This is a genomic window from Amycolatopsis sp. QT-25, from assembly GCF_029369745.1.
Taxonomy (GTDB): domain Bacteria; phylum Actinomycetota; class Actinomycetes; order Mycobacteriales; family Pseudonocardiaceae; genus Amycolatopsis.
This window is the reverse complement of sequence record NZ_CP120210.1, coordinates 5,831,292-5,854,094: the sequence shown is the minus strand read 5'-3', so window position 1 is coordinate 5,854,094 and position 22,803 is coordinate 5,831,292. Positions and strand designations below refer to the sequence as shown.

Annotated in this window: 20 protein-coding genes; 9 read left to right on the top strand and 11 right to left on the bottom strand. The window is 68.4% G+C overall.

Annotation, left to right across the window (positions count from 1 at the left end):
* The first annotated feature begins 25 nt into the window (after window positions 1-25).
* Entirely contained in the window at window positions 26-889 is an 864-nt protein-coding gene (locus P3102_RS27120; protein WP_276362829.1) for an alpha/beta fold hydrolase, read from the top strand.
* A 398-nt stretch (window positions 890-1,287) separates the two neighbouring features.
* Here the strand turns inward: P3102_RS27120 and P3102_RS27115 are convergent, their stop codons facing one another.
* From P3102_RS27115 to P3102_RS27100, 4 genes are all read right to left on the bottom strand, one after another.
* Window positions 1,288-2,823: an alkaline phosphatase D family protein gene (locus P3102_RS27115; protein WP_276362828.1), complete on the bottom strand. Its 1,536-nt coding sequence runs from the start codon at window positions 2,821-2,823 to the stop codon at window positions 1,288-1,290.
* 84 nt (window positions 2,824-2,907) lie between these two features.
* A complete protein-coding gene (locus P3102_RS27110) occupies window positions 2,908-3,870 on the bottom strand; it encodes an NAD(P)-dependent alcohol dehydrogenase (protein WP_276362826.1) in 963 nt (320 codons plus the stop codon).
* A 7-nt stretch (window positions 3,871-3,877) separates the two neighbouring features.
* Window positions 3,878-4,099: a helix-turn-helix transcriptional regulator gene (locus tag P3102_RS27105; RefSeq protein ID WP_276362825.1), complete on the bottom strand. Its 222-nt coding sequence runs from the start codon at window positions 4,097-4,099 to the stop codon at window positions 3,878-3,880.
* Complete coding sequence (locus tag P3102_RS27100) at window positions 4,093-4,521, bottom strand: hypothetical protein (RefSeq protein ID WP_276362823.1); 429 nt, start codon at window positions 4,519-4,521, stop codon at window positions 4,093-4,095. Before P3102_RS27100 ends, P3102_RS27105 begins: the two co-directional genes overlap by 7 nt.
* 586 nt (window positions 4,522-5,107) lie before the next feature.
* Here P3102_RS27100 and P3102_RS27095 point away from each other — a divergent pair.
* Window positions 5,108-5,503: a PASTA domain-containing protein gene (locus P3102_RS27095; protein ID WP_276362822.1), complete on the top strand. Its 396-nt coding sequence runs from the start codon at window positions 5,108-5,110 to the stop codon at window positions 5,501-5,503.
* A gap of 12 nt (window positions 5,504-5,515) precedes the next feature.
* On the opposite strand, the gene P3102_RS27090 is transcribed toward P3102_RS27095, so the two are convergent.
* Window positions 5,516-5,902, bottom strand: coding sequence for a MarR family transcriptional regulator (locus tag P3102_RS27090; protein ID WP_276362820.1), 387 nt, complete (start codon window positions 5,900-5,902; stop codon window positions 5,516-5,518).
* A gap of 86 nt (window positions 5,903-5,988) precedes the next feature.
* On the opposite strand from P3102_RS27090, the gene P3102_RS27085 reads away from it, so the two are divergent.
* On the top strand, window positions 5,989-7,446 hold the full coding sequence (locus P3102_RS27085; protein ID WP_276362818.1) for an MFS transporter: 1,458 nt from the start codon (window positions 5,989-5,991) through the stop codon (window positions 7,444-7,446).
* A 46-nt stretch (window positions 7,447-7,492) separates the two neighbouring features.
* Here P3102_RS27085 and P3102_RS27080 read toward each other — a convergent pair whose 3' ends face one another.
* The gene (locus P3102_RS27080) at window positions 7,493-8,758 is read right to left on the bottom strand and encodes a cytochrome P450 (RefSeq protein ID WP_276362817.1); all 1,266 of its coding nucleotides are present in this window, start codon (window positions 8,756-8,758) and stop codon (window positions 7,493-7,495) included.
* Window positions 8,759-8,872: 114 nt separating this feature from the next.
* Here P3102_RS27080 and P3102_RS27075 point away from each other — a divergent pair, with 114 nt between their 5' ends.
* Window positions 8,873-9,601, top strand: a complete 729-nt coding sequence (locus P3102_RS27075) for an alpha/beta hydrolase (RefSeq protein ID WP_276371365.1) — start codon at window positions 8,873-8,875, stop codon at window positions 9,599-9,601.
* Between the two features lie 51 nt (window positions 9,602-9,652).
* Here the strand turns inward: P3102_RS27075 and P3102_RS27070 are convergent, their stop codons facing one another.
* The 4 genes from P3102_RS27070 to P3102_RS27055 form a co-directional block, all read right to left on the bottom strand.
* Entirely contained in the window at window positions 9,653-11,089 is a 1,437-nt protein-coding gene (locus P3102_RS27070; protein WP_276362815.1) for a PLP-dependent aminotransferase family protein, read from the bottom strand.
* 12 nt (window positions 11,090-11,101) lie between these two features.
* On the bottom strand, window positions 11,102-14,710 hold the full coding sequence (metH, locus tag P3102_RS27065) for a methionine synthase (protein WP_276362814.1): 3,609 nt from the start codon (window positions 14,708-14,710) through the stop codon (window positions 11,102-11,104).
* 143 nt (window positions 14,711-14,853) lie between these two features.
* Window positions 14,854-15,942, bottom strand: coding sequence for an acyltransferase (locus P3102_RS27060; protein ID WP_276362812.1), 1,089 nt, complete (start codon window positions 15,940-15,942; stop codon window positions 14,854-14,856).
* Between the two features lie 226 nt (window positions 15,943-16,168).
* A complete protein-coding gene (locus tag P3102_RS27055) occupies window positions 16,169-16,843 on the bottom strand; it encodes a peptidylprolyl isomerase (protein ID WP_276362810.1) in 675 nt (224 codons plus the stop codon).
* Between the two features lie 227 nt (window positions 16,844-17,070).
* Between P3102_RS27055 and P3102_RS27050 the strand changes: the two genes are divergently transcribed.
* A complete protein-coding gene (locus P3102_RS27050) occupies window positions 17,071-17,634 on the top strand; it encodes a hypothetical protein (protein WP_276362809.1) in 564 nt (187 codons plus the stop codon).
* A gap of 57 nt (window positions 17,635-17,691) precedes the next feature.
* On the opposite strand, the gene P3102_RS27045 is transcribed toward P3102_RS27050, so the two are convergent.
* Window positions 17,692-17,961, bottom strand: a complete 270-nt coding sequence (locus tag P3102_RS27045) for a DUF2631 domain-containing protein (protein ID WP_276362807.1) — start codon at window positions 17,959-17,961, stop codon at window positions 17,692-17,694.
* A gap of 95 nt (window positions 17,962-18,056) precedes the next feature.
* On the opposite strand from P3102_RS27045, the gene dxr reads away from it, so the two are divergent.
* From dxr to P3102_RS27025, 4 genes are all read left to right on the top strand, one after another.
* Complete coding sequence (gene dxr, locus P3102_RS27040; protein WP_276362806.1) at window positions 18,057-19,262, top strand: 1-deoxy-D-xylulose-5-phosphate reductoisomerase; 1,206 nt, start codon at window positions 18,057-18,059, stop codon at window positions 19,260-19,262.
* A 3-nt stretch (window positions 19,263-19,265) separates the two neighbouring features.
* Window positions 19,266-20,504 (top strand): site-2 protease family protein, encoded by a 1,239-nt coding sequence (locus P3102_RS27035; RefSeq protein WP_276362804.1) that lies wholly within the window; start codon window positions 19,266-19,268, stop codon window positions 20,502-20,504.
* A gap of 118 nt (window positions 20,505-20,622) precedes the next feature.
* Entirely contained in the window at window positions 20,623-21,774 is a 1,152-nt protein-coding gene (gene ispG, locus P3102_RS27030) for a flavodoxin-dependent (E)-4-hydroxy-3-methylbut-2-enyl-diphosphate synthase (RefSeq protein ID WP_276362803.1), read from the top strand.
* 155 nt (window positions 21,775-21,929) lie between these two features.
* Entirely contained in the window at window positions 21,930-22,784 is an 855-nt protein-coding gene (locus P3102_RS27025) for a GNAT family N-acetyltransferase (RefSeq protein ID WP_276362802.1), read from the top strand.
* The last annotated feature ends 19 nt before the right edge of the window (window positions 22,785-22,803 follow it).

The window sequence follows — 22,803 nt, the reverse complement described above, 5'->3', positions numbered from 1 at the left end:
CTCGCCCGCGGCTATGCTCGTGATGGTGGGTTTCGATCAGCTGGAGTTGTCGCGGACGTTCGACTGGCGGGGCCGTGCGGTGGCGTGGGAACGCCTCGGCGAAGGCGCCCCGGTGGTGCTGTGTCACGGGACACCGTGGTCGGCACAACTGTGGGCGCCTTTCGCCCGAGCGCTCAGCGAAGAATTCGCCGTGTACGTCTGGGACATGCCGGGGTACGGCCGTTCGTCGAAGGAACCCGGCCACGCCGTCGATCTCGGGACGCAGGGCGAGCTTTTCGCCGACCTGCTCGGGCACTGGGGGCCGGCGGCCCCGCACGTGATCGCCCACGACTACGGCGGGGCCGTGTCCCTGCGCGCGAAGCTGCTGCACGGTGCCGAGTACGCCTCGCTCGCCTTGGTGGACGTCGTCGCGCTGCGGCCGTGGGGTTCGGAATTCTTCCGGCTCGTCGCGGAGAACGCCGAGGTCTTCCAGGCGCAGCCCCCGGCCGTGCACCGGGGCGCGCTGGAGTCCTACATCGCGACGGCCTCCCATCGTGGTCTCACCGGCGCGCAATCGGCCACCCTGACCGAGCCCTGGCTGGACGCGCGGGGGCAACGTGCGTTCTACCGGCAGATCGCCGAGGCGGACGTCCGGTACACCGACGAGATCCAGGACCGTTATCCGGAACTCGAGTTGCCGGTGAAGGTGATCTGGGGTGCGGACGACACCTGGATCCCGGTGGACCGGGCGGAGCGACTCGCCGCCGCGATTCCCGGCGCCCTCCTCGACGTCATCCCGGATGCCGGGCATCTGATCCAGTACGACGCGCCGGTCGAACTGGCCTTTTCCCTGCATCGGTGGCTCACGGCGGAAGTGGACCGGTGGAGGCCGGCCGGAAGCGGACACTGAAAGGCGCCGTCGAGATCGACATCGTTCTCTTCGGACAGCAGAAGACGTCTACGGGACATCCGGCCACGTAGGCACTCGAAACCTCCTGTCCGACGGTGTCCTGATAGGACGATCCCGACGCGCGGCAGGCGACCACTCGGTAGGTTTCCGAGTACCTCAACAGGGTGAAGCAAGTCGTGAAATGCCTTTGCTGAAGAGGATGCCCTGGCGATCACTGGCGCAGCCGCAGGAGGGAAACCTGCCTTCGGCCACCGCTAGGCGCGATGACCGAGTCGGCGACTTCTTTCTTGCGCGGCCCGTCCGCAGAGAAGCCCAGGAAGCCCAGGCGGATGAAGCGAGATCACCTGCGGTGAACCGCAGTGCTCCGTACCAGCGCCGCCGCCCCTTCTTCTTTCGGCCTAGCGTCGCCGGTACTGCGCGGGGGAGGTGATCGTGGCCCGGTCCTCATAGGACCCCGGCCTGCCGCGGTCGACGTGGAACGTCGTCAGGGCGCTCACCGGCGAACGCGGGTCGCGCCGGTCGCCGATCACCCGCATGTGCGTGCTCCAGCGGCGTGGAGTGACCTCGTAGACGTCGTAGCCGTACCGGTCGCCCTCGAAGTACTTGAGGTGCGGGTTCGCCGCGCCCATCTTCGGACCGTTCGTGGCGTTCCATTCGGGGGAGTAGGCGCCGGAGCTGACCGAATGCGCGGTGAACTCCGTGCCGATCACCGGGGTGGCCGGATCCGCGAAGTCCGGGCGGATGTCGTCGACGAACGCCGAATGCCAGTCGCCGGTGATCACCACGAGGTCTTCGAGGCCGCTGTTCGCCACGTGGGTCAGCACTTCCTTGCGTTCGGCGAGGAAGCCGTCCCATTGATCCGTGAACATGTAGCCGCCACCGGGTTTCGCCAGCTGGCTCAGCATGATCGAGTTCACCCAGCAGTGCCACGCCTCGCCGGCGCCGGTCACCTGATCCTTGAGCCATGCCTTCTGGTCCGCCCCGAGGATCGTGCCGTCGGGCAGGTTCTGCGCCGATCGGTACTGCCTGAGGTCCAAAATGGACAGATCGAGCAGATCGCCCCAGCGGCGCTGCCGGTGGATCCTCGGCGTCGACGGGTGGTCCGGGCGTACCGGCATGTGCTCGAACCAGGCCTGGTACGCCGCCGAGCGCCGTGCCCGCAACGACGGGGTGGTACCGCTGTAGTCGTTGACGACCTCGTGGTCGTCCCAGGTGATGAACCACGGATGAGCCGCGTGGGCGTCCCGCAGCGACGGGTCGGACTTGTAGAGCGCGTGCCGCCGCCGGTACGCCGGCAGCGTCAGTACCTCGGGACCTTCGTGGTCGCGCAGCGGGTTGCCGCCGACCTGACCGTGCTCGTAGACGTAGTCGCCGAGGTGGACGACGAAATCGAGGTCCTCCCTGGCGATCCCGGCGTGCGCCGCGTAGAACCCGTCGTGGAACGCCTGGCAGTTCGCCGAGGCGAACCGCACCCGCCGGACGGGGCCGACCGGTGCGGTACGGGTGCGGCCGACCCGGCTGACCTTGCCGAGCGCGTGGAACCGGTAGTAGTACTGCGAACCCGGCTCCAGTCCGGAAACCGGGACGTGCACGCTGTGCCCGAGTTCGGCGGTCGCGGCCGTCGTCCCGCGCGCCACGCGGCGGCGGAACCCGCGGTCGGCGGCGACCTCCCAGGTCACCTCGACGGTGTCGGCCAGTGGCTGCTCGAACTCCATCGGCTTCGGTGCGATCCTGGTCCAGAGGGCGACGCCGTACGGCACCGGGTCGCCGGACGCGACGCCGAGCGTGAACGGCGCCTCGTCCCAGGTCGCGCCCAGCGCCACCGCGGCCTCCTCGGCCTGCGCGACCGTCATCCGCGAGCTCAACGGCCAGGCCAGCCCCAGCGCGCCGGCGGTGGCGGCGCCTCGCAACAGATCCCGGCGGTTGACGGACATCGGTGTTCTCCCTCGGCCTTCGGTGGATCGCTCTTCGAGAGCGAACACGCCCAAGATGGCCGGAGGCCGACGTGGGGGAGAACATCAGATGGTGATGACGACCTTGCCGTGCGCGTGCCCTTCGCGCACGTAACGGATGGCTTCGGGCACCTCGGCCAGCGGGAAGGCCCGGTCGACGACGGGTGTCAGTTTTCCCGCCTCGATGAGCGTCCGCAGCGTCTGGAGATCGTTTCCGTTCTCCCTGGAGAACAGCCCGCGGATTTTCTGCTTCACGAACGGCCCGAGGAGCAGTGCCCGCAGATTGCGGCCCACCGGGCCGACCCATCGGCCCTTGCCCTCGCCGCCGACGATGACGAGAGTGCCCTGAGGGGTAAGGGACGCCCGCAGCGACGTCAGCGACCGATTGCCCGCGGTGTCGAGGATGAGGTCGTAACCGCCGCCGAAATCCTCACGGGTGTAGTCGAAAACCCGGGACGCGCCGAGCGAGCGGACGAGCTCCACCTTGTCCGTGCCGCATACGCCGTCCACCTCGGCGCCGAACGCCTTGGCGATCTGCACCGCGAAGGTGCCCACGCCACCGCCCGCGCCGATGACCAGGACCTTCTGCCGCGGCGCGACTCGCCCGCGGTCCCGGAGCGCTTGAAGCGCGGTGAAAGCGGAGATGGGCACCGCCGCCGCTTCTCCGAAGCCGAGCCGCTCGGGCTTCTTGGCGAGTCTGTCCACGGTGGTCAGCGCGTACTCGGCGAAAGAACCTTCGCAGGTGCCGAAAACCTCGTCACCGGGCCGGAATGGCGTCACGTTCTCGCCGACGGCGTGCACCACGCCGGCGAAGTCCAGCCCGCGGACCCGGGCCTTCGGCCTCCGTACCCCGAAACCCATGAGCCGCACCAGATACGGCGTTCCCTCCATGAGGTGCCAGACTCCGGGATCGACCGCCGCCGCGCGGATCCGCACGACCACACCGTCGGGTCCGGCTTCGGGTTCGGGCAGTTCGGTCAGGGTCAGAACGTCGGTGGTGCCGTACTCGTGCTGGGCGATCGCCTTCACGGCGGCCTCATTCCTGTTCTGGATACTGGAAAACGTCGTCGAGCCCGACGCCGAACACCCGGGCGATCCGGAAGGCCATCTCCAAGGACGGCGAGTAGCGGCCCTGTTCGATGGCGATCACCGTCTGGCGCGTGACGTCGATCCGGTCCGCGAGTTCCGCCTGGGTCATCTCACCCTTCGCGAACCGCAGGGCGCGGATGGAGTTCGTGACCTTGGTCGGTTTCACCATGCCTGGAATCCCCAGCGGTAGGCGGCGATCTTCGCGAGGGAACCGAGCAGGGAAGACAGGACGAAGGCGAGGTACACGGTGTTGGCGATCCAGAAGTGGTCCAGCTCCGCCATCGCCATGACGAGGGCCGCGACCCCCCCGATCACGACGAACGACTGTCCGATGTGCTCACCGAACCGGCCGATCTCGCGGTCGCGCTGGTCTTTGCGGCCCGCGTCCCGCGGTGAGGCGATCGCCGCGGCGAGGTGCAGCACGATCGAGGCGACGATGGCCGCCCCGACGGTCCACAGCAACGGCGCCACGTAAGGGACGTCGACGACCGTCCCGGAGCTTGTCCGGCGAAGGACGACGATCAGGTACGCCGCGTAGGCGAAGACCGTCACCGCCACCATGATCCATGCGCGTTTCTCTTCCAAGGCCACGACAGCCAAGGTAAAGATTTCTAGACATCGTGTCAAATATTCTTTACTTCGACTCGGTCGCGGCGTGCCAGGGTTCAGCTACCTGCCGGTCGAAGACGCGACAGCGCGCTCGGCCGGTGGGGAGCAGTCGTCCCGGCGACTCGCGAGGGCCCCTGAACTTGACTGGACGGGTGTCAGCAAGGGGTAGGGCAACCGTGTCCGGCCGCCGAAGTCTTGTGTGACTCGATCGCCGCCAAGTGCGGCGCGCCCAGGACCGTCCGTAAGGGGCCTCAGCGCCCGGTTTGAACACTCTGTGGAGCATCACGCAGGGGGTCTGAGTGGTGAGGACGGATTGAGGACGGGTTAGGGCCAGGATCGGTTTCGTCGGCCGTGCCGGTGCGCCTTGGGCGACCACTAGAGAGAACCACGGCGGCGGCATAGCGGGCACCGGGGATCTCCCTTGTGGACTGTTGAAGCCACGCCAGGACCTTCGGCGATGTCGCGCTTGTCTCCGACTTCGGTACGCCATATTTGCCTACCCTCAGTAACGGTTCGTGCTCCCGGTGCGACTCTTCTCGGTCTCACCGTCGAAGAGTGGAGTCCGGGAATGCCGAAGACCGTCGCACTGATCCTCGTCACCGCCGTCGCCATGCTGACCGCTTGCGGTACCCCGGGCGCGCGGCCGGAGGCGCCGCAAGCGGTCAGTACGGTGACCGAGACGTCCGCGAGTGTCCAGCGACCGCCGGAGACCAGTGGACCCGCCTCCTCCGCCGTTCGCCTGATCGTCGTCCCCGATGTTTCGGGAATGAACCATCAGGAAGCGCAGGACGCGATGCAAGCGGCGGGCCTGTACAACCTGCGAGAAGTCGACGGAACCGGCAAAGGCCGGGTACTCGCGCTGGACCGGAATTGGGTCCAGACCGGACAGGATCCGGCGCCGGGGACGAAGGTGGCCGCGGACGCGGTGATCACCTTGACCGCCGTCAAAATCGGCGAGAAGTGAGACTGCCGGGCTTCACGTCCCGACGGTGAGAGTCTCTTCGAGGGTGGCCCGGTGCGTGGGCTTCGCCTCTTCGTAGCGACGGCGGCCTTCCTCGGTCACGACGACGAAGATCCCACGCCGGTCCGCCTCGCAGAGCAAGCGCTGGACGAGTCCCTCGCGTTCGAGCCGGGCGACGAGGCGTGACGTCGCGCTCTGGCTCAGGTGGACGACCTCGGTCAGATCGGCCGTGCGGCATTTGCCGACGCCGCAGTTCACCAGCCGTTCGAGGGCTTCGAACTCGGTGACGCCGAGGCCGTGGCGCTCTTGGAGCCGGCATTCGAGGCGCCCGAAGACCGCCGCGTGCCGAGCGGACAGGTCGTGCCACTCCCGCAGCAGGTCTTGTTCGGCGTCGTCGCTCACGGGGCCCAAAATATCATGCGTGTGAATTTTATGCAAAGTCATTAAATGCAGTTGCATTATATGCGCGTGCATGTACTGTACGGATCATGAGTTCTTCCGTGCAGCTGTCCACCAGCTCGACAAGGTGGGACGCGCGCCTCTGGGGTGTCCTGCTCACTGTGTCCGTCGTCGTGGGCCTCGACGCGCTCGACGTGTCGATGGTCGCCGTCGCCCTCCCGTCCATCCAGGCCGAACTCGGCCTCTCCACCGGTGCCCTGCAATGGATCATCAGCGCCTACGTGCTCGGCTACGGCGGCCTGCTGCTCCTCGGCGGGCGTACCGCCGACCTGCTCGGCAGGCGCCGGGTCTTCCTCGTCGCCGTCGCGGTCTTCGCACTCGCCTCCCTGCTCGGTGGCCTCGTCGACGACGGCGCGCTGCTGATCGCCACCCGGTTCATCAAGGGACTCGCGGCCGCGTTCACCGCGCCGGCGGCCCTGTCCATCATCACCACGACCTTCCACGAAGGTCCCGCCCGCAACCGGGCGATCAGCATCTTCGCCGTGTTCGGTGCCAGCGGTTACTCCGCGGGCCTCGTCTTCTCCGGTCTGCTCACCGAGGTGGGCTGGCGCTGGACGTTCCTGCTGCCGGTGCCGATCGCGCTCGCCGCGCTGGTCGCCGCGCTCAAGCTGATCCCGTCCTACCAGCCGCAGACCGGTGGCGGCTACGACTTCCCGGGCGCGATCACCGGTGCCGCCGGTTCGCTCCTGCTGGTCTTCGCCGTGGTCGAAGCGCCGGAGATCGGCTGGGCCGCCCCGCGGACCCTGATCTCGTTCGCCCTCGCGCTCGCCCTGCTCGTCACGTTCGTGGTCATCGAGAAGCGCAGCAAGCACCCGCTGCTCCGCCTCGGCATCCTGCGCTCCGGCCCGCTGGCCCGCGCCAATCTCGGCGGCGCGACGTTCTTCGGCGCCTACATCGGCTTCCAGTTCGTGGTCATGCTGTACCTGCAGACCGTGCTGGGCTGGTCCGCGTTGCAGACCGCGCTCGGGTTCCTGCCCGCCGCGCTGATCGTCGCCTTCGGTTCGCCCAGGATCGAGCCGCTGATCGACCGGCTCGGCACGTCGCGCACGATTCTCGCCGGTGTCGTCGCCCACGTCATCGGATACGCGCTGTTCCTGCGCATCGACGAAAGTTCGAGCTACGCCGGTTCCGTGCTGCCGAGCATGATCCTGCTGGGTCTCGGCTTCATGCTGGCGTTCTCCTCGCTGAACATCCAGGCGACCAATGGCATCTCCGACGACGAGCAGGGGCTCGCCGGCGGGCTGCTGAACACGTCGATCCAGGTCGGCGGCGCGATCGGCCTCGCCGTGGTGACCGCCGTCCTGACCGGCAACGCGGGTGGTGCCACCGGCCCGGCCGCGCTGCTGAACGGGTTGGCGCCCGCGCTGACCGTCGTCACCGGCATCGCCGTGCTCAGTGTCCTGGTGGCGTTGTCCGGAGTGGTCGGCCTGCGCAAGGCCGAAGCCCGCTCCACCGTCGCCGAACCGGAGTTCGCCGCGGCCGAATGACCGGGGGGGTGAGGGCCCCTTCCCGTGCCTGGGGGCGGGAAGGGGCTCATCGCCGCCAGCGGATCGGCAGCGACTTCAGCCCGTTCTGGAAGTTCGACCGTAACCGCACCGGTTCCCCGGCGAGTTCGACCTCGCCGAGCAGGTCCAGGACCGCTTCGAACATCGCGCGCAGTTGCACCCTGGCGAGCTGAGCGCCGAGACAGAAATGCGGGCCGTGCCCGAAGGTCAGGTGATCGTTGGGCGTGCGGCCGATGTCGAAGCGGTCCGGATCGCCGAACACAGACTCGTCGCGGTTCGCGGCGGAGAACCAGACGACCACCTTGTCACCCGCCCGGATGTCCACATCGGACAGAACGACGTCCTCGCTCGCGGTCCGGCGGAAGTGCATCACCGGCGTCCACCAGCGGAGCATCTCTTCCACCGCGCCGGGAAGCAGGGACCGGTCGGCCAGCAGCCGCCGGTACTGATCCGGATGCGAAAGCAGCGCGAGCATCCCGCCGGGGATGCCGTTGCGCAGAGTCTCGTTGCCTGCCACGGAGAACAGCCAGAACAGGTTCTCGAATTCCGCGATCGACACCCGGCCGCCGTCGGTGTCGCCGCCGACGTGCCCCATCAGGTTGCTCATCACGTCGTCGCCGGGATGCCGGCGTTTGTACTCGCCGAGCGCGGTGGCGTACGCGTAGAGATCCGGCATGCCCGCGCGGGTGCGCGGATCGGGCATCGCCCCGTCCGGCCCCGGAACCGGCCGGACGGCCAGCGCCGCCCGCGCGAGATCGGTCACCTCGTCCGCCTCGACGGTCGCGCTCACCGCGTAATCGGCGTCCTGGTAACCGATCACCCGGTTGCTCCAGTCGTACATCAGCCGCCGGTCCTGTTCGGGGATCCCGAAGACCTCCGCGAGCGTCAGCAGCGGGAGATCGGCGGCGACGGCGGCGAAGTCGCCTCGGCCGTCCGCGGCGACCTCGGTGATCAGGTCCCTCGCCCAGCCGTGGATCCGCTCGGTCAGCCTGCCGACCGCACGCGGCGTGAACGCCTTGGTGAGCAGGCCACGCAGCCGGACGTGCTCGGGCGGATCCATGTTGAGCATCATCCGCCGGACGTACTCGAGGTCCTGCCCGGTCGCCGGGTCCCGGATCTGCGTGCCGCCCAGGCGCGACGAGAACAGCTTCGGGTTCTTCAGCACGTACTTGACGTCGGAATGCCGCAACACGGCCCAGAAATCTTCCACCCGGGCGACCGGTGACTCCCGGCGCAGCGACGCGAGGCGCTCGTACGGCACGCCCCGGGTGTAGGTGTCCGGATCGGTGATCACGGCCTCGACACTAGCCCGTGTCCTGCCAGGAACCACCTGGATCACGAAGCCGTCGACGGACTCGCCGGACACGGACTGGCTCGCGGACGGCAGGCTGGGGAAAGATCGGTGATCGTGGAGACACTGAAGATGCGCACCGCCGGAACCGACGGCCCCACCGTCCTGCTGCTGCACGGCCTCGGCGCGACGGGCGCGGTGTGGGACGGCCTGATGCTGCAACCCGGCTACCGTTGGCTGGCGCCCGACCTGCCAGGGCACGGCGCCTCACCGCGGTTGGCGCACTATTCCTTCGGAAGCCTCGCCGGGGCGGTCGCCGACGTGCTCCCGGAACGCGGTCCCCTGCTGGTGATCGGCCACTCCCTGGGCGGAGTGGTCGGGCTCGCGCTGGCCAGCGGCTGGTTCGGGCTCCCGATCGACGGGCTGCTCGCGATCGGCGTCAAGGTCGAATGGAGCGAGTCGGATCTCGCGAAGGCCGCCGACATGGCGGCGAAACCGCCCAGGGTGTTCCCGGAGCGTGAGGACGCCGAACGAGCGTTCCTCAAGATCGCCGGCCTGACCGGGCTGGCCGAAGCGGACCCCGACGGCATTGTCGAGACCGAAGGCGGGTGGCGGCTGAGCCTGGACCCGCGCGCGTTCGCCGTCGGCGCGCCCGACATGCCCGGCCTGCTCGGCGCCGCGCGCTGCCCGGTCGCCCTCGCCGCCGGTGAGCACGATCCGATGAGCCGCCTCGAACAGCTTCGCGTCCTCAGCCCGGCTTCGGCCGAGCTTCCCGGGCTGGGCCACAACGCCCACGTCGAAGACCCGGCCGTCCTGCTGGCCTTCCTGGGGCAATTGGTCCTCTGAACGCGGTGGTTCGCCGTCGAACCACCGCATCCAGACGACTGGTTGCGGGGGTCAGCGCCGGACGCGGCCCAAGACGGCGATGCCCTCGGCGATGTCGGTCGCCGGGCTCGCCCCGTAGCCGAGGACGAGGCCGGGATTCATCGGGCGCTGACAGTGCCACGACAGCGGCTGCACCTTCACACCCTGTTCCAGCGCGGCGGCGGCGAAGTCGAGATCGGAGAACTCGGCGTCGAACGTGATGGTCAGGTGCAGTCCGGCGGCGGCGCCGTGCACCACGGCGTCCGGAAGATGCGTCCGGAGCGCGTCGATCATCGCGTCCCGCCGCCGGCGGTGCCGTTTGCGCACGAACCGCAGTTGCCGCTCCATCTCCCCGGACTCCATGAGATGCGCGAGCACCAGCTGCGGAAGGACGGCGTTGCCCAGGTCGGCGAACCGTTTGGCCGCGACCACCTCGTCCCGGTACCGCGGGGGCACCAGCATCCAGCCCACCCGGAGCGCGGGTGCGAGCCACTTCGACACGCTGCCCGCGTAACAGACCTGTTCGGCGAGCATCGAGCGCAGCGCGGGCACCGGAGGACGGTCGTAGCGGTGCTCGGCGTCGTAGTCGTCCTCGATGATCAGCCCGCCGTCCGCGGCCCAGCGCATGAGCTCGCGACGGCGTTCCCCGCCGAGCACGACACCGGTGGGGAACTGGTGCGCGGGTGTGAGCAGCACGGCGGGCGCACCGCTGCGCACGAGCTCGTCGACGTCGATGCCGTCGTCGTCGACCCGGATCGGCGGTGTCGCCAGCCGCCGGTCGTGCAGATGCTGCCGCGCGCCCAGCGAACTCGGATCCTCGACGGCGATCTCCGAGATGCCGTTGTCGCAGAGCACCTGCGCCAGCAACCCGAGACCCTGCGCGACACCGGCCACGATCAGCACGTCGTCCGCGTCGGCGGTGATACCGCGGGTGCGGGCGATCCAGTGCGCGATGGCCAGCCGCAACGCGGGCGCTCCCCGCGGGTCGCCGTAGCCGAAAGCCGCCGCCGAAAGGTCGTTGAGCACGGTGCGTTCGGCGCGTAACCAGGCCGTTCGTGGGAAGGCGGTCAGATCCGGCACGCCGGGCGACAGATCGATCCGCGCCGGAGTCGATCGCAGCGAATCGAAGACACCGATTCCGGGAGCGGGCTGGAAGATCGTGCCGGCGGACGGCGGCCCCGGCGTCGTCCGCTCCTTCGTCCGCGCCGGCGCCGCGACGACCACCGTGCCCGCCCGGCCTCGTCCGGCGACGTGGCCGTCCTCGACGAGACGCTGGTACGCCTCGGTGACCACGCCGCGGGAGACCCGCAGGTCGGCGGCCAGCGCCCTGGTCGCGGGCAGCCTGCTGCCGACCGGCAGACGGCCGTCGGAGATGGCGTGCCGCAACCGCGACGCCAGCCAGTCCGACCGGCGTCCCGGCGGGGCGTCCCCGATGTCCAGCTGCAGGAAGTCCGAGCCCTCGGCAGTCACCCGATCATTGTGTCATTCGGGTTCGTAGGCGAGGTTCGGCCGCAGCCACTGCTCCATAGTGGACAGTTCGAGGCCGCGGCGGGCGGCGTAGTCCTCGACCTGGTCCTTGCCCAGCCGTCCGACGGTGAAGTAGCGCGAGTCGGGATGCGCGAAGATCAGCCCGCTGACGCTCGCCGCCGGCGTCATCGCGAAGGACTCGGTCAGCCCCATCCCGAGCCGGTCGGAATCGAGCAGGTCGAACAGTTCCTGCTTCTCGCTGTGGTCCGGGCTCGCCGGATAGCCCAGCGCCGGGCGGATGCCGCGGAAGCGTTCGGCGTGCAGGTCTTCCAGCTTCGGATCGGCGTCCGGCTCGAACCAGTCCCGCCGCGCCCGGAGGTGGAGGTACTCGGCGAACGCCTCGGCCAGCCGGTCCGCGAGCGCCTTGACCATGATGGCGCGGTAGTCGTCCTGCTTCGCCTCGAATTCGGCCGCGAAGTCCTCGGCACCGAGGATGGTGACCGCGAACCCGCCCAGATGGTCGCCCGCGCCCGCGGGGGCGATGTAGTCCGCCAGGCAGCGGTTGGGCCGCGACAGCGGTTTCTTGGTCTGCTGGCGCAGCATCGGGAACTTCACTCCCGACTCCAGGATGATGTCGTCACCCTCGGAGTGCGCCGGCCAGAACGCGTACGCGCCCTTCGCCTGGAACCGCTCTTCGGCGATGATCTGGTCCATCAGTGTGTTCGCGTCGTCGAACAGTTCCCGCGCCACCGGGTTTTCCAGGATCGCCGGGTATTTGCCCTTCAGCTCCCAGGCCAGGAACAGGAAGGTCCAGTCGATCATCTCGCGCAGTTCGGTGAGCGACGGCGAGACGTACCGGACGCCGGTGAACGTGGGCGTCGGGATGTCGTCGAAGGAGACCTGCTCCGGATTGGCCCTCGCCTGCTCGACCGTCAGCAACGGCGTCCGCTGCTTGTTCGCGTGCTGCACGCGCAGCTCTTCCTGATCCTCGCGGTTCTTCTTGTCGAGAATTTCGGCGCGGTCCGCGTCGAGCAGGTCACCGACGACGCCCACGACGCGCGAAGCGTCCAGGACGTGCACGGTCGTGTGCTCGTACGCGGGCGCGATGCGGACCGCGGTGTGCTGGCGTGACGTGGTCGCGCCGCCGATCAGCAGAGGCAGCTTCAGCCCGCGCCGCTCCATTTCGGCGGCGACGTTGACCATCTCGTCCAGCGACGGCGTGATCAGGCCGGAGAGCCCGATGGCGTCGGCGCCCTCGGCGACGGCCGTGTCCAGGATGACCGAAGCCGGGACCATCACGCCGAGGTCGACCACCTCGTAGTTGTTGCAGCCGAGGACGACGCCGACGATGTTCTTGCCGATGTCGTGCACGTCGCCCTTGACCGTCGCCAGGACGACCTTTCCGTTGCCCTGGCGGGTTTCCACCCGGCCTTCGAGGCGCGCCTTCTCCTTCTCGGCCTCCATGAACGGTTCGAGGTAGGCCACCGATCGCTTCATCACGCGCGCGCTCTTGACCACCTGCGGCAGGAACATCTTCCCGGAACCGAACAGGTCGCCGACGATCTTCATGCCGTCCATCAGCGGGCCTTCGATGACCTCGAGCGGCCTCGGCAGCTTCTGGCGCGCTTCCTCGGTGTCCTCTTCGATGTAGTCGACGATGCCGTGCACCAGCGCGTGGCTGAGGCGGGCCTCGACCGTGTTCTCCCGCCAGGAAAGGTCGACCGTGCGCTGGGTGCCCTTGCCGTTGACCGTTTCCGCGAACGTGACCAGCCTGTCGGTGGCGTCCTCGCGACGGTCGAAGAGCACGTCCTCGACCAGTTCCAGCAGATCCTTGGGGATGTCCTCGTAGACCGCGAGCTGCCCGGCGTTGACGATGCCCATGTCCAGCCCGGCGCGCACCGCGTGCAGCAGGAAGGCCGAATGCATCGCCTCGCGCACGACGTTGTTGCCGCGGAAGGAGAACGACAGGTTCGAGATACCGCCGCTGATGTGCACGCCCGGGCAGCGCTGCTTGATCCGCGGGAGCGCGTCGATGAACGCCTTGGCGTACCCGTTGTGCTCGGGGATACCGGTCGCGACCGCGAGCACGTTCGGGTCGAAGATGATGTCCTCGGCGACGAAACCGGCCTCCCTCGTCAGCAGGTCGTAGGCGCGGCCGCAGATCTCGACCTTCCGGTCCGCGGTGTCGGCCTGTCCCTGTTCGTCGAAGGCCATGACGACCACACCCGCGCCGTAGTCGCGGATGCGCCGGGCCTGCTGGAGGAACTGCTCCTCGCCCTCCTTCAGGCTGATGGAGTTGACGACTCCCTTGCCCTGCACGCATTTCAGCCCGGCCTCGAGCACCGTCCAGCGCGAGCTGTCGATCATGATCGGCAGCCGGGCGACCTCGGGTTCGGTGGCGACGAGGTTCAGGAACGTGGTCATCGCCTTCTCGCTGTCGAGCAGGTCGGCGTCCATGTTGACGTCCAGCAGGTTCGCCCCGCCGCGCACCTGCTCCAGCGCGACGTCGACGGCGGCCTGGTGGTCGTCGGCCTCGATCAGCTTGCGGAACTTGGCGGACCCGGTGACGTTGGTCCGCTCACCGATCATGACGAAACCGGTGTCCTTGCCGATCTCGAACGGTTCGAGCCCGCTGAACCGGGTGTTCGCCTTCGGCTCCGGCACGGTCCGCGGCGCCATCCCGCGGACGGTGTCGGCGATCTCCTTGATGTGCGCGGGAGTCGTGCCGCAGCAGCCGCCGACGACGTTGACCATCCCGGCCGTGGCGAAGTCACCGAGCAGCCCGCCGGTCTCCTCGGGCGTCTGGTCGTATCCGCCGAACGCGTTCGGCAGTCCGGCGTTCGGGTGGCAGGCGGTGTAGGTGCCCGCGAGGTGGGACAGTTCGGCGATGTGCGGGCGCATTTCCTCGGCGCCCAGCGAACAGTTGACGCCGACCAGCAGCGGATCGGCGTGCTCGATGGAACTCCAGAACGCCTCGACCGTCTGCCCCGACAGCGTCCGGCCGCTCAGGTCGACGATCGTCACCGAGATCCACAGCGGCAGATGCGGCGCGATGTCGCGTGCGGCGGCGATCGCGGCCTTGCAGTTGAGGGTGTCGAAGATCGTCTCGATCAGCAGCAGGTCGACGCCGCCTTCGGCGAGCGCCTTGATCTGATCCGCGTACGCGGCGTACACCTCGTCGAAGGTCACCGCGCGGAACGCCGGGTCCTCGACCTTGGGCGACAGCGACAACGTGACGTTCAGCGGCCCGACCGAGCCGGCGACGAACTTCCCGCCCGCCGCGTCCGCCGCCTCGCGCGCGATCTGGGCGCCGCGGAGGTTCATCTCGTACGCGAGGTGCTCGAGCCCGTAGTCCGCCTGGCCGATGGTGGTGGCGGTGAACGTGTTCGTCGTCGTGATGTCCGCGCCGGCGTCCAGATACTGGCGGTGGATGTCGAGGACGACGTCCGGCCGGGTGATGTTCAGCAGATCGGGGTCGCCGGTGATGTCACGAGGATGGTCCTGGAATCGCTCGGTGCGGTAGTCCTCGGGCTCGAGGCCGGCGTTCTGGAGCATCGACCCCCACGCGCCGTCGAGCACGACGATGCGCTCATCCAGCAGCTTTCGCAGGGCGGTCGTTTCCATCCAGCGCTCCTCCCATGTCGTGGGAGGCGCCCTTGCGGTGATGTCCGGGGCCGAGCGTGGCGGACCCCGCGGTCCGTTGCAGCGCCTCTCGACCTTGGCGACCAGAGTACCGGACCCGCACAAGGATGATCCGTCCGAATGGCTCAGCGGCCGGCGAGGGCGGGCTCGGGTTCCCGCACTGTGGGAGCAGACAGGGGGCGCTTGCGCCGGGCGACCACCTTGCGGCCCACGTCGATCATCGGCACCTCGACCCAACGGTAGAGGACGTCGGAGACGACGAGTGCCACGACGGTCACGGCGATCGCGGTCAGGGTCCGGTGGGTGGCCAGTTGAGGAATCGACAGCGCGACCACGGTCGCCGCCACCCCTTGCAGGAGGTACACGGAGTACGACCGCTCGCCGATGAACCGCATCGGAGGGGTGGAGAAGATCCAGGCGATCGGGCCGCGGGGGATCAGCGAGGTGATGAACAGTGCGACCAGTACCGCGTACGTGGTGCCACCGATCGTGCCGCCGTCCTGGAAGAAGGCCTCGATGTCGGTGATGTGGATCTGAAGTACGACGAGTACCGCGAGCAGGACGAAGCTGGCCAGCGGGTGGGTGAAGAAGCGGAGGACGGCGAAGCCCTTGCGATAGTGCAGGCCGATGGCGAGCGCGCAACCGATGATGATGGGCGAGTAGGCGCCGGCGTACGGCATCACCGGGATCAGCGCGATCATGAGCGCGATCAGGCCGATCGCCAGGCCCAGCCGCTTCGGGAAGCTCAGCGCCGCGATACCGAAGGCGAGGAACGGCCAGACGAGGTAGAACTTCTGCTCCACGCCCAGCGTCCACGACTGACCGAAAGGCGCGTTATGGGCGAATTCGTTGGTGAACGTCAGGAAGTACGGCATCGCGCCGGAGAGCCCACTCGAGGTGTACTGCCCGCGCAGATAGGTGAACACCACGATGATGCCCAAAACGGCGAAATACACCGGAAGAATGCGGAAAGCGCGACGGATGTAGAAGTTGGCGAGCGAAATCTTGCCGTTGCGGTCTTCTTCGCGCAGTGCCAGCGTGGTGATCAGGAAGCCCGAGAGCACGAAGAACAGGTGGACGCCGATCCATCCGTTCGCCATGACCCACGACGGTCCTCCGTAGTGGAACACCACCACGAGGAGCGCGGCGATCGCACGCAGCCCGTCGAGGGCTGGGAATCTCTTGGTGGACAGGTACTGCTCGTGAGTCAACATCTTCACAACCCCCCAGGAACGGCACCGGCGAACCCCTCGGCGCGGCTGCGTCACTCTAAAGGGTGGAATATTGATTCCTGTGAGGGGGCTGTGTGTTTTCTGTGCGTAGCCAAGGCGACGCGGAAATGCACCCGTTGGGAGTTTACGGACTGTCGCGCTATGTGGAACTTTGCTCACCTGCGATTACAGGTCGACCCTTCCCGACAACTGGGGAGACAGCGAGTAGTCAGAAACCCACGGTCGCCTTCTGGATCTTCACCGGCTTCGCGGGCAGCCCGTCGGCTGGACCGTTCGGGTCGGTCGGGATGATCCCGTTCGCCACGATCCGGTCCAGTACCTCCATGCCCCGCACGACCTTGCCCATCACCGAGTAGTTCTTCGGGATGTTCGCGAACGAGTGCACGATGAAGAACTCGCTGCCGTTGGTGCCGGGGCCCTGGTTGCCCATGGCGATGGTGCCGCGTTCGTAGGTCTCGGTGCCGTCGACCTCGTCCGGGAACTTGTAGCCCGGCCCGCCCTTCTCGGCCTCGTAGATGTCACCGCACTGCAGGACGCCGAGGCGCGCGGAATTCGTCAGGCGCCAGCACTGGCTGCGGTCGTAGAAGCGCTGCAGGGCCAGGCTCGCCAGGTTGTGGACGGCGCACGGAGCGGCGCCGGCGCGGTTCAGGCGCACGGTCACCGGGCCGTAGTTGAAGCGGAAGGTGACGTCGACGGTGCCACGCGTGAACGCGAAGGGGAGCGGGCGCAGCACCGGGCGGGCCGCGGGGTTCTCCGGCGTCGGCGTGAACTCGCAGCGCACGATCGGCGGGGACGCCGGGGCGGGCGCGGCGGTGGCCACACCGGGCAGCAGGACGGCGGCGAGAGCGGAAACGACAGCGGTGACACCCCAGCGCAGCTTCATGAGGGGGAACCTAGCCCACGAGGGTGGTCGTCGGGTAGCCGTTCACCGCGGGGCCGCGGTCGATCGCGGGTCTGGCCCGCCCCGGTGCATCGGCAGTCCACAGAGGCGACTTTCACCCCTTCATGTACCGCAGCGGAGAACCAGCCGGTCCAGGTGGTCGTGAGTGGCGATTCGGGTTAGAACACGAATCGTCACTCACGACCACCCGCACCGAACGGTCACCGCCCATGCTGAGCACATTCACCGCCGCGTACCTCGCCCTTACTCTCTCCCTGCCGCCCGTTGAAATGCGGCCTGACCAGGTCGAACACCGGGCCCTGCCCTGCGTCCAGGCGGGCGCGTCCGCCGCCGACGCGAACACGGCGAAAGTGCTCAACCAGCAACTCACCGGCAAGATGCGCCGCTACATGAACCCGTACAACACCTCGTGCGCCAGAGTGATCGTCGAGACCGTCCGGAGATCGGGCTTCAACGACCGCGCGGCGGCCATCGCGATCGCGACGGTGATCGTCGAGTCGAGCATCGCCAATCTCGACGGCGGTCTCGGTGACTCGGTCGGGCTCTTCCAGCAGCGTGCGAGCTGGGGGAGTTTCGCGCAGCGGACCGACCCGGTCTGGGCGACCGGCAAGTTCCTCGCCGTGATGCGGCAGTTCTACCCGAACGACACGTGGAAAAACGTCGCCATCGGGGACGTCGCGGCGGCGGTCCAGCGTCCGGCGGCGAAGTACCGGCATCGCTACGGGGTCGAAGCGGGCGACGCGGTCAAGATCGCCGACGAGCTGTGGTCTTAGGACGGCGATCGGCCCCCGTCCTCGAAGGAGGACGGGGGCCGAGGAGCCGTGAAGGAACTACTTGCGCCAGGCCGTGCGCTGCTTGCGGATGTCGAGCACCAACCCGAACATCATGAACAGCGCCAGGCCGATCAGCCACAGGTTCTCGGTCCAGCCGTGGTGGTTGCCGTACAGCATCACCAGCAGGATGATCGCGGTCAGCCAGCCCGCGATCCGCGTCGCCTTCGGGAAGGAACCGTGCCAGCCCCACTCGGCCGACGGCTCGTCGCGGGGGTCGACGGTGTCGACGCCCACCCGGCCGCGCTTTTCGACCGCCTTGCTCGCCACGATCAACTCCTCAAAACCCGATGGTTCGCTTGCCCGCGAATGATCCCATACCTGGCTGCACGCGCCCGACGGACCCCAGGCGACAATGAGCCCCGATGACTACCTCGCGAAGTGTGCTCGTGCTCGGTTCGACCGGTTCGGTCGGCGCCCAGGCCCTCGACGTCGCGGCCCGTAACCCGGAGCTGTTCCGGGTCGCCGGGATCGCCGCGGGCGGCTCCGACCCCGCCGCGCTGGCCGCGCAAGCCCTGGCGCACCAGGTCGACGCCGTCGCCATCAGCAGGCCGACGGCCGTGGAAGACCTGCAGCTCGCGCTGTACGCCGAAGCGCAGAAGCGCGGCTACAACCGTGGCGAGTTCAAGCTCCCGCGCCTCTTCGCCGGGGCCGACGCGGTCGTCGAGCTGATCGACGCGACCCCGGTCGACGTCGTGCTCAACGCGCTGCCCGGTTCACAGGGGCTCCCGCCGACCCTGCGCGCGCTCGCCACCGGGGCCACGCTGGCGCTCGCCAACAAGGAATCGCTGATCGCGGGCGGGCCGCTCGTGCTGGCCGCGGCCGAACCCGGCCAGCTGGTCCCGGTCGATTCAGAGCACTCCGCGATCGCGCAGGCTCTGCGTGCCGGCCGCGGGGCCGAGGTCGCCCGGCTGGTCCTCACCGCGTCAGGGGGCCCGTTCCGCGGCCGCAAGCGCGAGGAGCTGGCCGACGTCACCGTCGAGCAGGCGATGGCGCATCCGACCTGGTCGATGGGCCCGCTCATCACGATCAACTCGTCCACCCTGGTCAACAAGGGGCTGGAGCTGATCGAGGCGAAGCTCCTGTTCGGCATCGAGACCGAGCGCATCGACGTGGTCGTCCACCCGCAGTCGATCATTCACTCGATGGTGACGTTCGTGGACGGCTCGACGATCGCCCAGGCCAGCCCGCCCGACATGCGGCTGCCGATCGCGCTGGCCCTGCACTGGCCGGACCGGGTGCCCGGAGCCGCGGCCGCGTGCGTCTGGGACAAGCCCGCGAACTGGACTTTCGAGCCGCTGGACAACGCGGCGTTCCCCGCCGTCGAGCTCGCGAGGCACGCCGGGAACGTCGGCGGCTGCGTCCCGGCGGTGTACAACGCGGCGAACGAGGAGCTGGTGGCCGCCTTCCTGGCACAGAACACCGGCTTCACCTCGATTGTGGACACTATTGCCCAGGTGGTGGAAGCCGCCGACGAATGGCGTCGCGAACCTCGCGACGTGGAGGACGTACTAGCTGCCGAGCGCTGGGCTCGCGCGCGTGCCGGTGCGCTGATCGGTGAGGGGAAGTAGCGCGTGCTCTGGTTCATTCTCGGGATCGTGCTGTTCGCGCTGGGGATCTGCCTGTCCGTCGCGCTGCACGAGGCCGGTCACATGTGGGCGGCCAAGGCCTTCGGCATGAAGGTCCGGCGCTACTTCATCGGCTTCGGGCCGACGATCTTCTCCTTCCACCGCGGCGAGACCGAGTACGGCGTGAAGTGGATCCCGCTCGGCGGGTTCTGCGACATCGCGGGCATGACCGCGCTCGACGAGGTCACCCCGGAGGAGTCGAAGCGCGCGATGTGGCGCTTCAAGACCTGGAAGCGCACCGTCGTCATGTCGGCGGGTTCGGCGATGCACTTCATCCTCGGTTTCATCATCCTGTACCTGATGGCCGTCACCATGGGCCTGCCGAACCCGGAGGCACAGGCCGCCCCCACCCAGCCGGTGATCGACGCCACCTCCTGTGCCCGGACGGCCACCACCCTGGAGCAGCTCAAGGACACGACCTGCCCGGCGGACGCACCGACCCCGGCGAAGACCGCCGGGATCCAGGCCGGTGACAAGATCGTGTCGGTCGCGGGCAAGCCGACGCCGACCTGGACCGACGTGCTCGCGGCCGTCCAGGTCGCCGGTGGTCCGACGCCGTTCGTGGTCGAGCGCGGCGGGCAGCGCATCGCTCTCTCTGTCGACGTGCCGCGGGTGCAGCGCCTGGTGGCCGACGGCGACAACAAGACCACGGTCAAGGACGTCGGCATGATCGGCGCCTCGCCGGTGCCGAAGACCCTGGTGGCGACCTACGGCCCGGTCGACGCGGTCGGGGCGACGGTCGGCTTCACCGGCACGATGTTCTCCGAGACCGCCAAGCGGCTGATCGAGTTCCCTTCGCGGATCCCCGCGGTGGTGGATTCCATCTTCGGCGGCGAGCGCGACCCGAACACCCCCGTCAGCGTGGTCGGTGCCAGCCGTATCGGTGGCGAGGCCGCCGAGCGCGGTCTGTGGGAGATCTTCGTGCTCCTGCTGGCGAGCCTGAACTTCTTCATCGGCGTGTTCAACCTGCTGCCGTTGCTCCCGCTCGACGGCGGGCACATCGCGGTCGTCTGGTACGAGCGGGTGCGGGACTGGATCCGCAAACTGCGTGGCAAGGCGGCGGGTGGTCCGGTCGACTACACGAAGCTGTCCGCGATCACGATGGTGCTCGTCTTCATCGGTGGCGCGGTGACTCTGCTCACCGTCACCGCCGACATCGTGAACCCGGTCAAGCTGTTCCAGTGACGCGGGAGGACGGTTACGGAGCGCGCTGTCAGCACCGTTGGGCTGCCCAGGTAATGCTGCTCACCGTGACGGCTGACGTCGTGGGTGTCCGCCGATCGGGGTAGGTACGCTGGAAGACGTGACTGTCGCTCTAGGTATGCCAGCGCTTCCTCCTCCCGTCCTCTCCGAGCGTCGCAAGACCCGACAGCTGCAGGTCGGGCCGGTCGGTGTGGGGAGTGAGCACCCGATTTCGGTGCAGTCGATGACCACTACGCTCACCTCTGATGTCAACGCGACTTTGCAGCAGATCGCGGAGTTGACCGCCGCGGGTTGTGACATCGTGCGGGTGGCGTGCCCGTCGGCGGATGACGCGGAGGCGTTGCCCGCGATCGCGCGGAAGTCGCAGATCCCGGTGATCGCGGACATCCATTTCCAGCCGAAGTACGTGTTCGCCGCGATCGAGGCGGGTTGTGCGGCGGTCCGGGTGAATCCTGGCAACATCCGCAAGTTCGACGATCAGGTCAAGGAGATCGCGCGGGCGGCGAGGGATCACGGCACGCCGATCCGGATCGGGGTCAACGCGGGTTCGCTGGACAAGCGGATCATGGACAAGTACGGCAAGGCGACCCCGGAGGCGCTGGCCGAGTCGGCGTTGTGGGAGGCGTCGCTGTTCGCCGAGCACGACTTCCACGACGTGAAGATCTCCGTGAAGCACAACGACCCGGTGGTCATGGTGCGGGCCTATGAGCTCCTGGCCGAGCAGTGCGACTACCCGCTGCACCTCGGTGTCACGGAGGCGGGCCCGGCGTTCCAGGGCACCATCAAATCGGCTGTGGCCTTCGGTGCGTTGCTGCGGCAGGGCATCGGCGACACCATCCGGGTCTCGCTGTCGGCGCCGCCGGTGGAAGAGGTCAAGGTCGGGATCCAGATCCTGCAGTCGCTCAACCTCAAGGAGCGCAAGCTCGAGATCGTGTCCTGCCCCTCGTGCGGCCGGGCGCAGGTGGACGTCTACACCCTCGCCGAGCAGGTCACCGCCGGGCTGGAGGGCATGGAGGTCCCGCTGCGCGTCGCGGTCATGGGCTGCGTCGTCAACGGACCCGGCGAGGCGCGCGAGGCCGACCTCGGTGTCGCCTCGGGCAACGGCAAGGGCCAGATCTTCGTCAAGGGCGAGGTCATCAAGACCGTCCCCGAACACGCCATCGTCGAAACACTGATCGAAGAAGCCATGCGCATCGCCGAGGAGTCGGGCCAGACGATCGGCGCGGGCGAGCCCACCGTCACCGTCGGCTGATTGGTCGAGACCAGTGCAATGAAAGGCCCCTTCATCGCAAATTTTGCGATGAAGGGGCCTTTCATTGCACGTGGCGGCCCCGACCAGCCAAGGTTGTCTGAGCGTGTCGTTGAGCTCGCGTTCCGTTTACGCCGCCGATCTGGCACCCTGGAGTGGTGTTGCGGCTTGCAGGTGCACGGCTGCTCGATGATCGGGACTATCCCGCGGTCCGTGCCGCGCTCGCCACAGACCCGGTCGGCAGCTGCATGGTCAGTGCCAGGGTGGAGACCGCGGGTCTCGACCCCTGGCGGCTCGGTGGTGAGCTCTGGGCCGCCGATTCCCGTCCGGTCCGGGCGGGCAGGCTCCAGGGGTTGTGCTTCTCCGGGCCGAATCTGATCCCGTTGCGCGGCAACGCCTCCGCTTTGCGTTCCTTCGCCGATCGCGCCCTGCGCCGCCAGCGGAGCTGTTCGTCACTGGTCGGCCCGGCCGAGCAGGTGCTCGGGCTGTGGGACGAGCTCGAACCGGAATGGGGCCCCGCCCGCGAAGTCCGGCACGACCAGCCGCTCATGGCGCTCGACGGGGTCCCGTCCGTCGCCGCCGATCCGCTGGTCCGCGCGGTGCGCCCGGAAGAACTCGACAGGTATCTCCCGGCCGCGATCGCCATGTTCGTCGAAGAGGTCGGTGTCGACCCCCGCAACGGTGATGGTGGCGCCGGTTATCGCGCCCGCGTCGCGGAACTGATCGCCGGCGGCCGGGCGTTCGCGCGGTTCGAGGACGGCGAGGTCGTCTTCAAGGCCGAGATCGGCGCGATGTCCTCCACGGTCGGGCAGATCCAGGGGGTCTGGGTGCATCCCGAACGCCGGAGCGGCGGCCTCGGCACGGCGGGGACGGCGTCCGTGGTGAACCGGCTCGTCCGCGGGATGGGCCGCACCGCGAGCCTCTACGTCAACGCCTACAACAGCCCGGCGCTCGCCGCCTACCGGAAGATCGGCTTCCAGCAGGTCGGGCAGTACGCGACGGTTCTTTTCTAGGCCGTGTCGCGTCCGGCCG

Excerpts from the sequence above, each read along its gene's own strand:
- P3102_RS27085 (WP_276362818.1), top strand. The coding sequence starts at position 5,989 with ATGAGTTCTTCCGTGCAGCTGTCCACCAGCTCGACAAGGTGGGACGCG.
- P3102_RS27105 (WP_276362825.1), bottom strand. The coding sequence starts at position 4,099 with ATGGTGAAACCGACCAAGGTCACGAACTCCATCCGCGCCCTGCGGTTC.
- P3102_RS27095 (WP_276362822.1), top strand. The coding sequence starts at position 5,108 with ATGCCGAAGACCGTCGCACTGATCCTCGTCACCGCCGTCGCCATGCTG.
- P3102_RS27050 (WP_276362809.1), top strand. The coding sequence starts at position 17,071 with ATGCTGAGCACATTCACCGCCGCGTACCTCGCCCTTACTCTCTCCCTG.
- P3102_RS27060 (WP_276362812.1), bottom strand. The coding sequence starts at position 15,942 with ATGTTGACTCACGAGCAGTACCTGTCCACCAAGAGATTCCCAGCCCTC.
- metH (WP_276362814.1), bottom strand. The coding sequence starts at position 14,710 with ATGGAAACGACCGCCCTGCGAAAGCTGCTGGATGAGCGCATCGTCGTG.
- P3102_RS27055 (WP_276362810.1), bottom strand. The coding sequence starts at position 16,843 with ATGAAGCTGCGCTGGGGTGTCACCGCTGTCGTTTCCGCTCTCGCCGCC.
- dxr (WP_276362806.1), top strand. The coding sequence starts at position 18,057 with ATGACTACCTCGCGAAGTGTGCTCGTGCTCGGTTCGACCGGTTCGGTC.
- P3102_RS27115 (WP_276362828.1), bottom strand. The coding sequence starts at position 2,823 with ATGTCCGTCAACCGCCGGGATCTGTTGCGAGGCGCCGCCACCGCCGGC.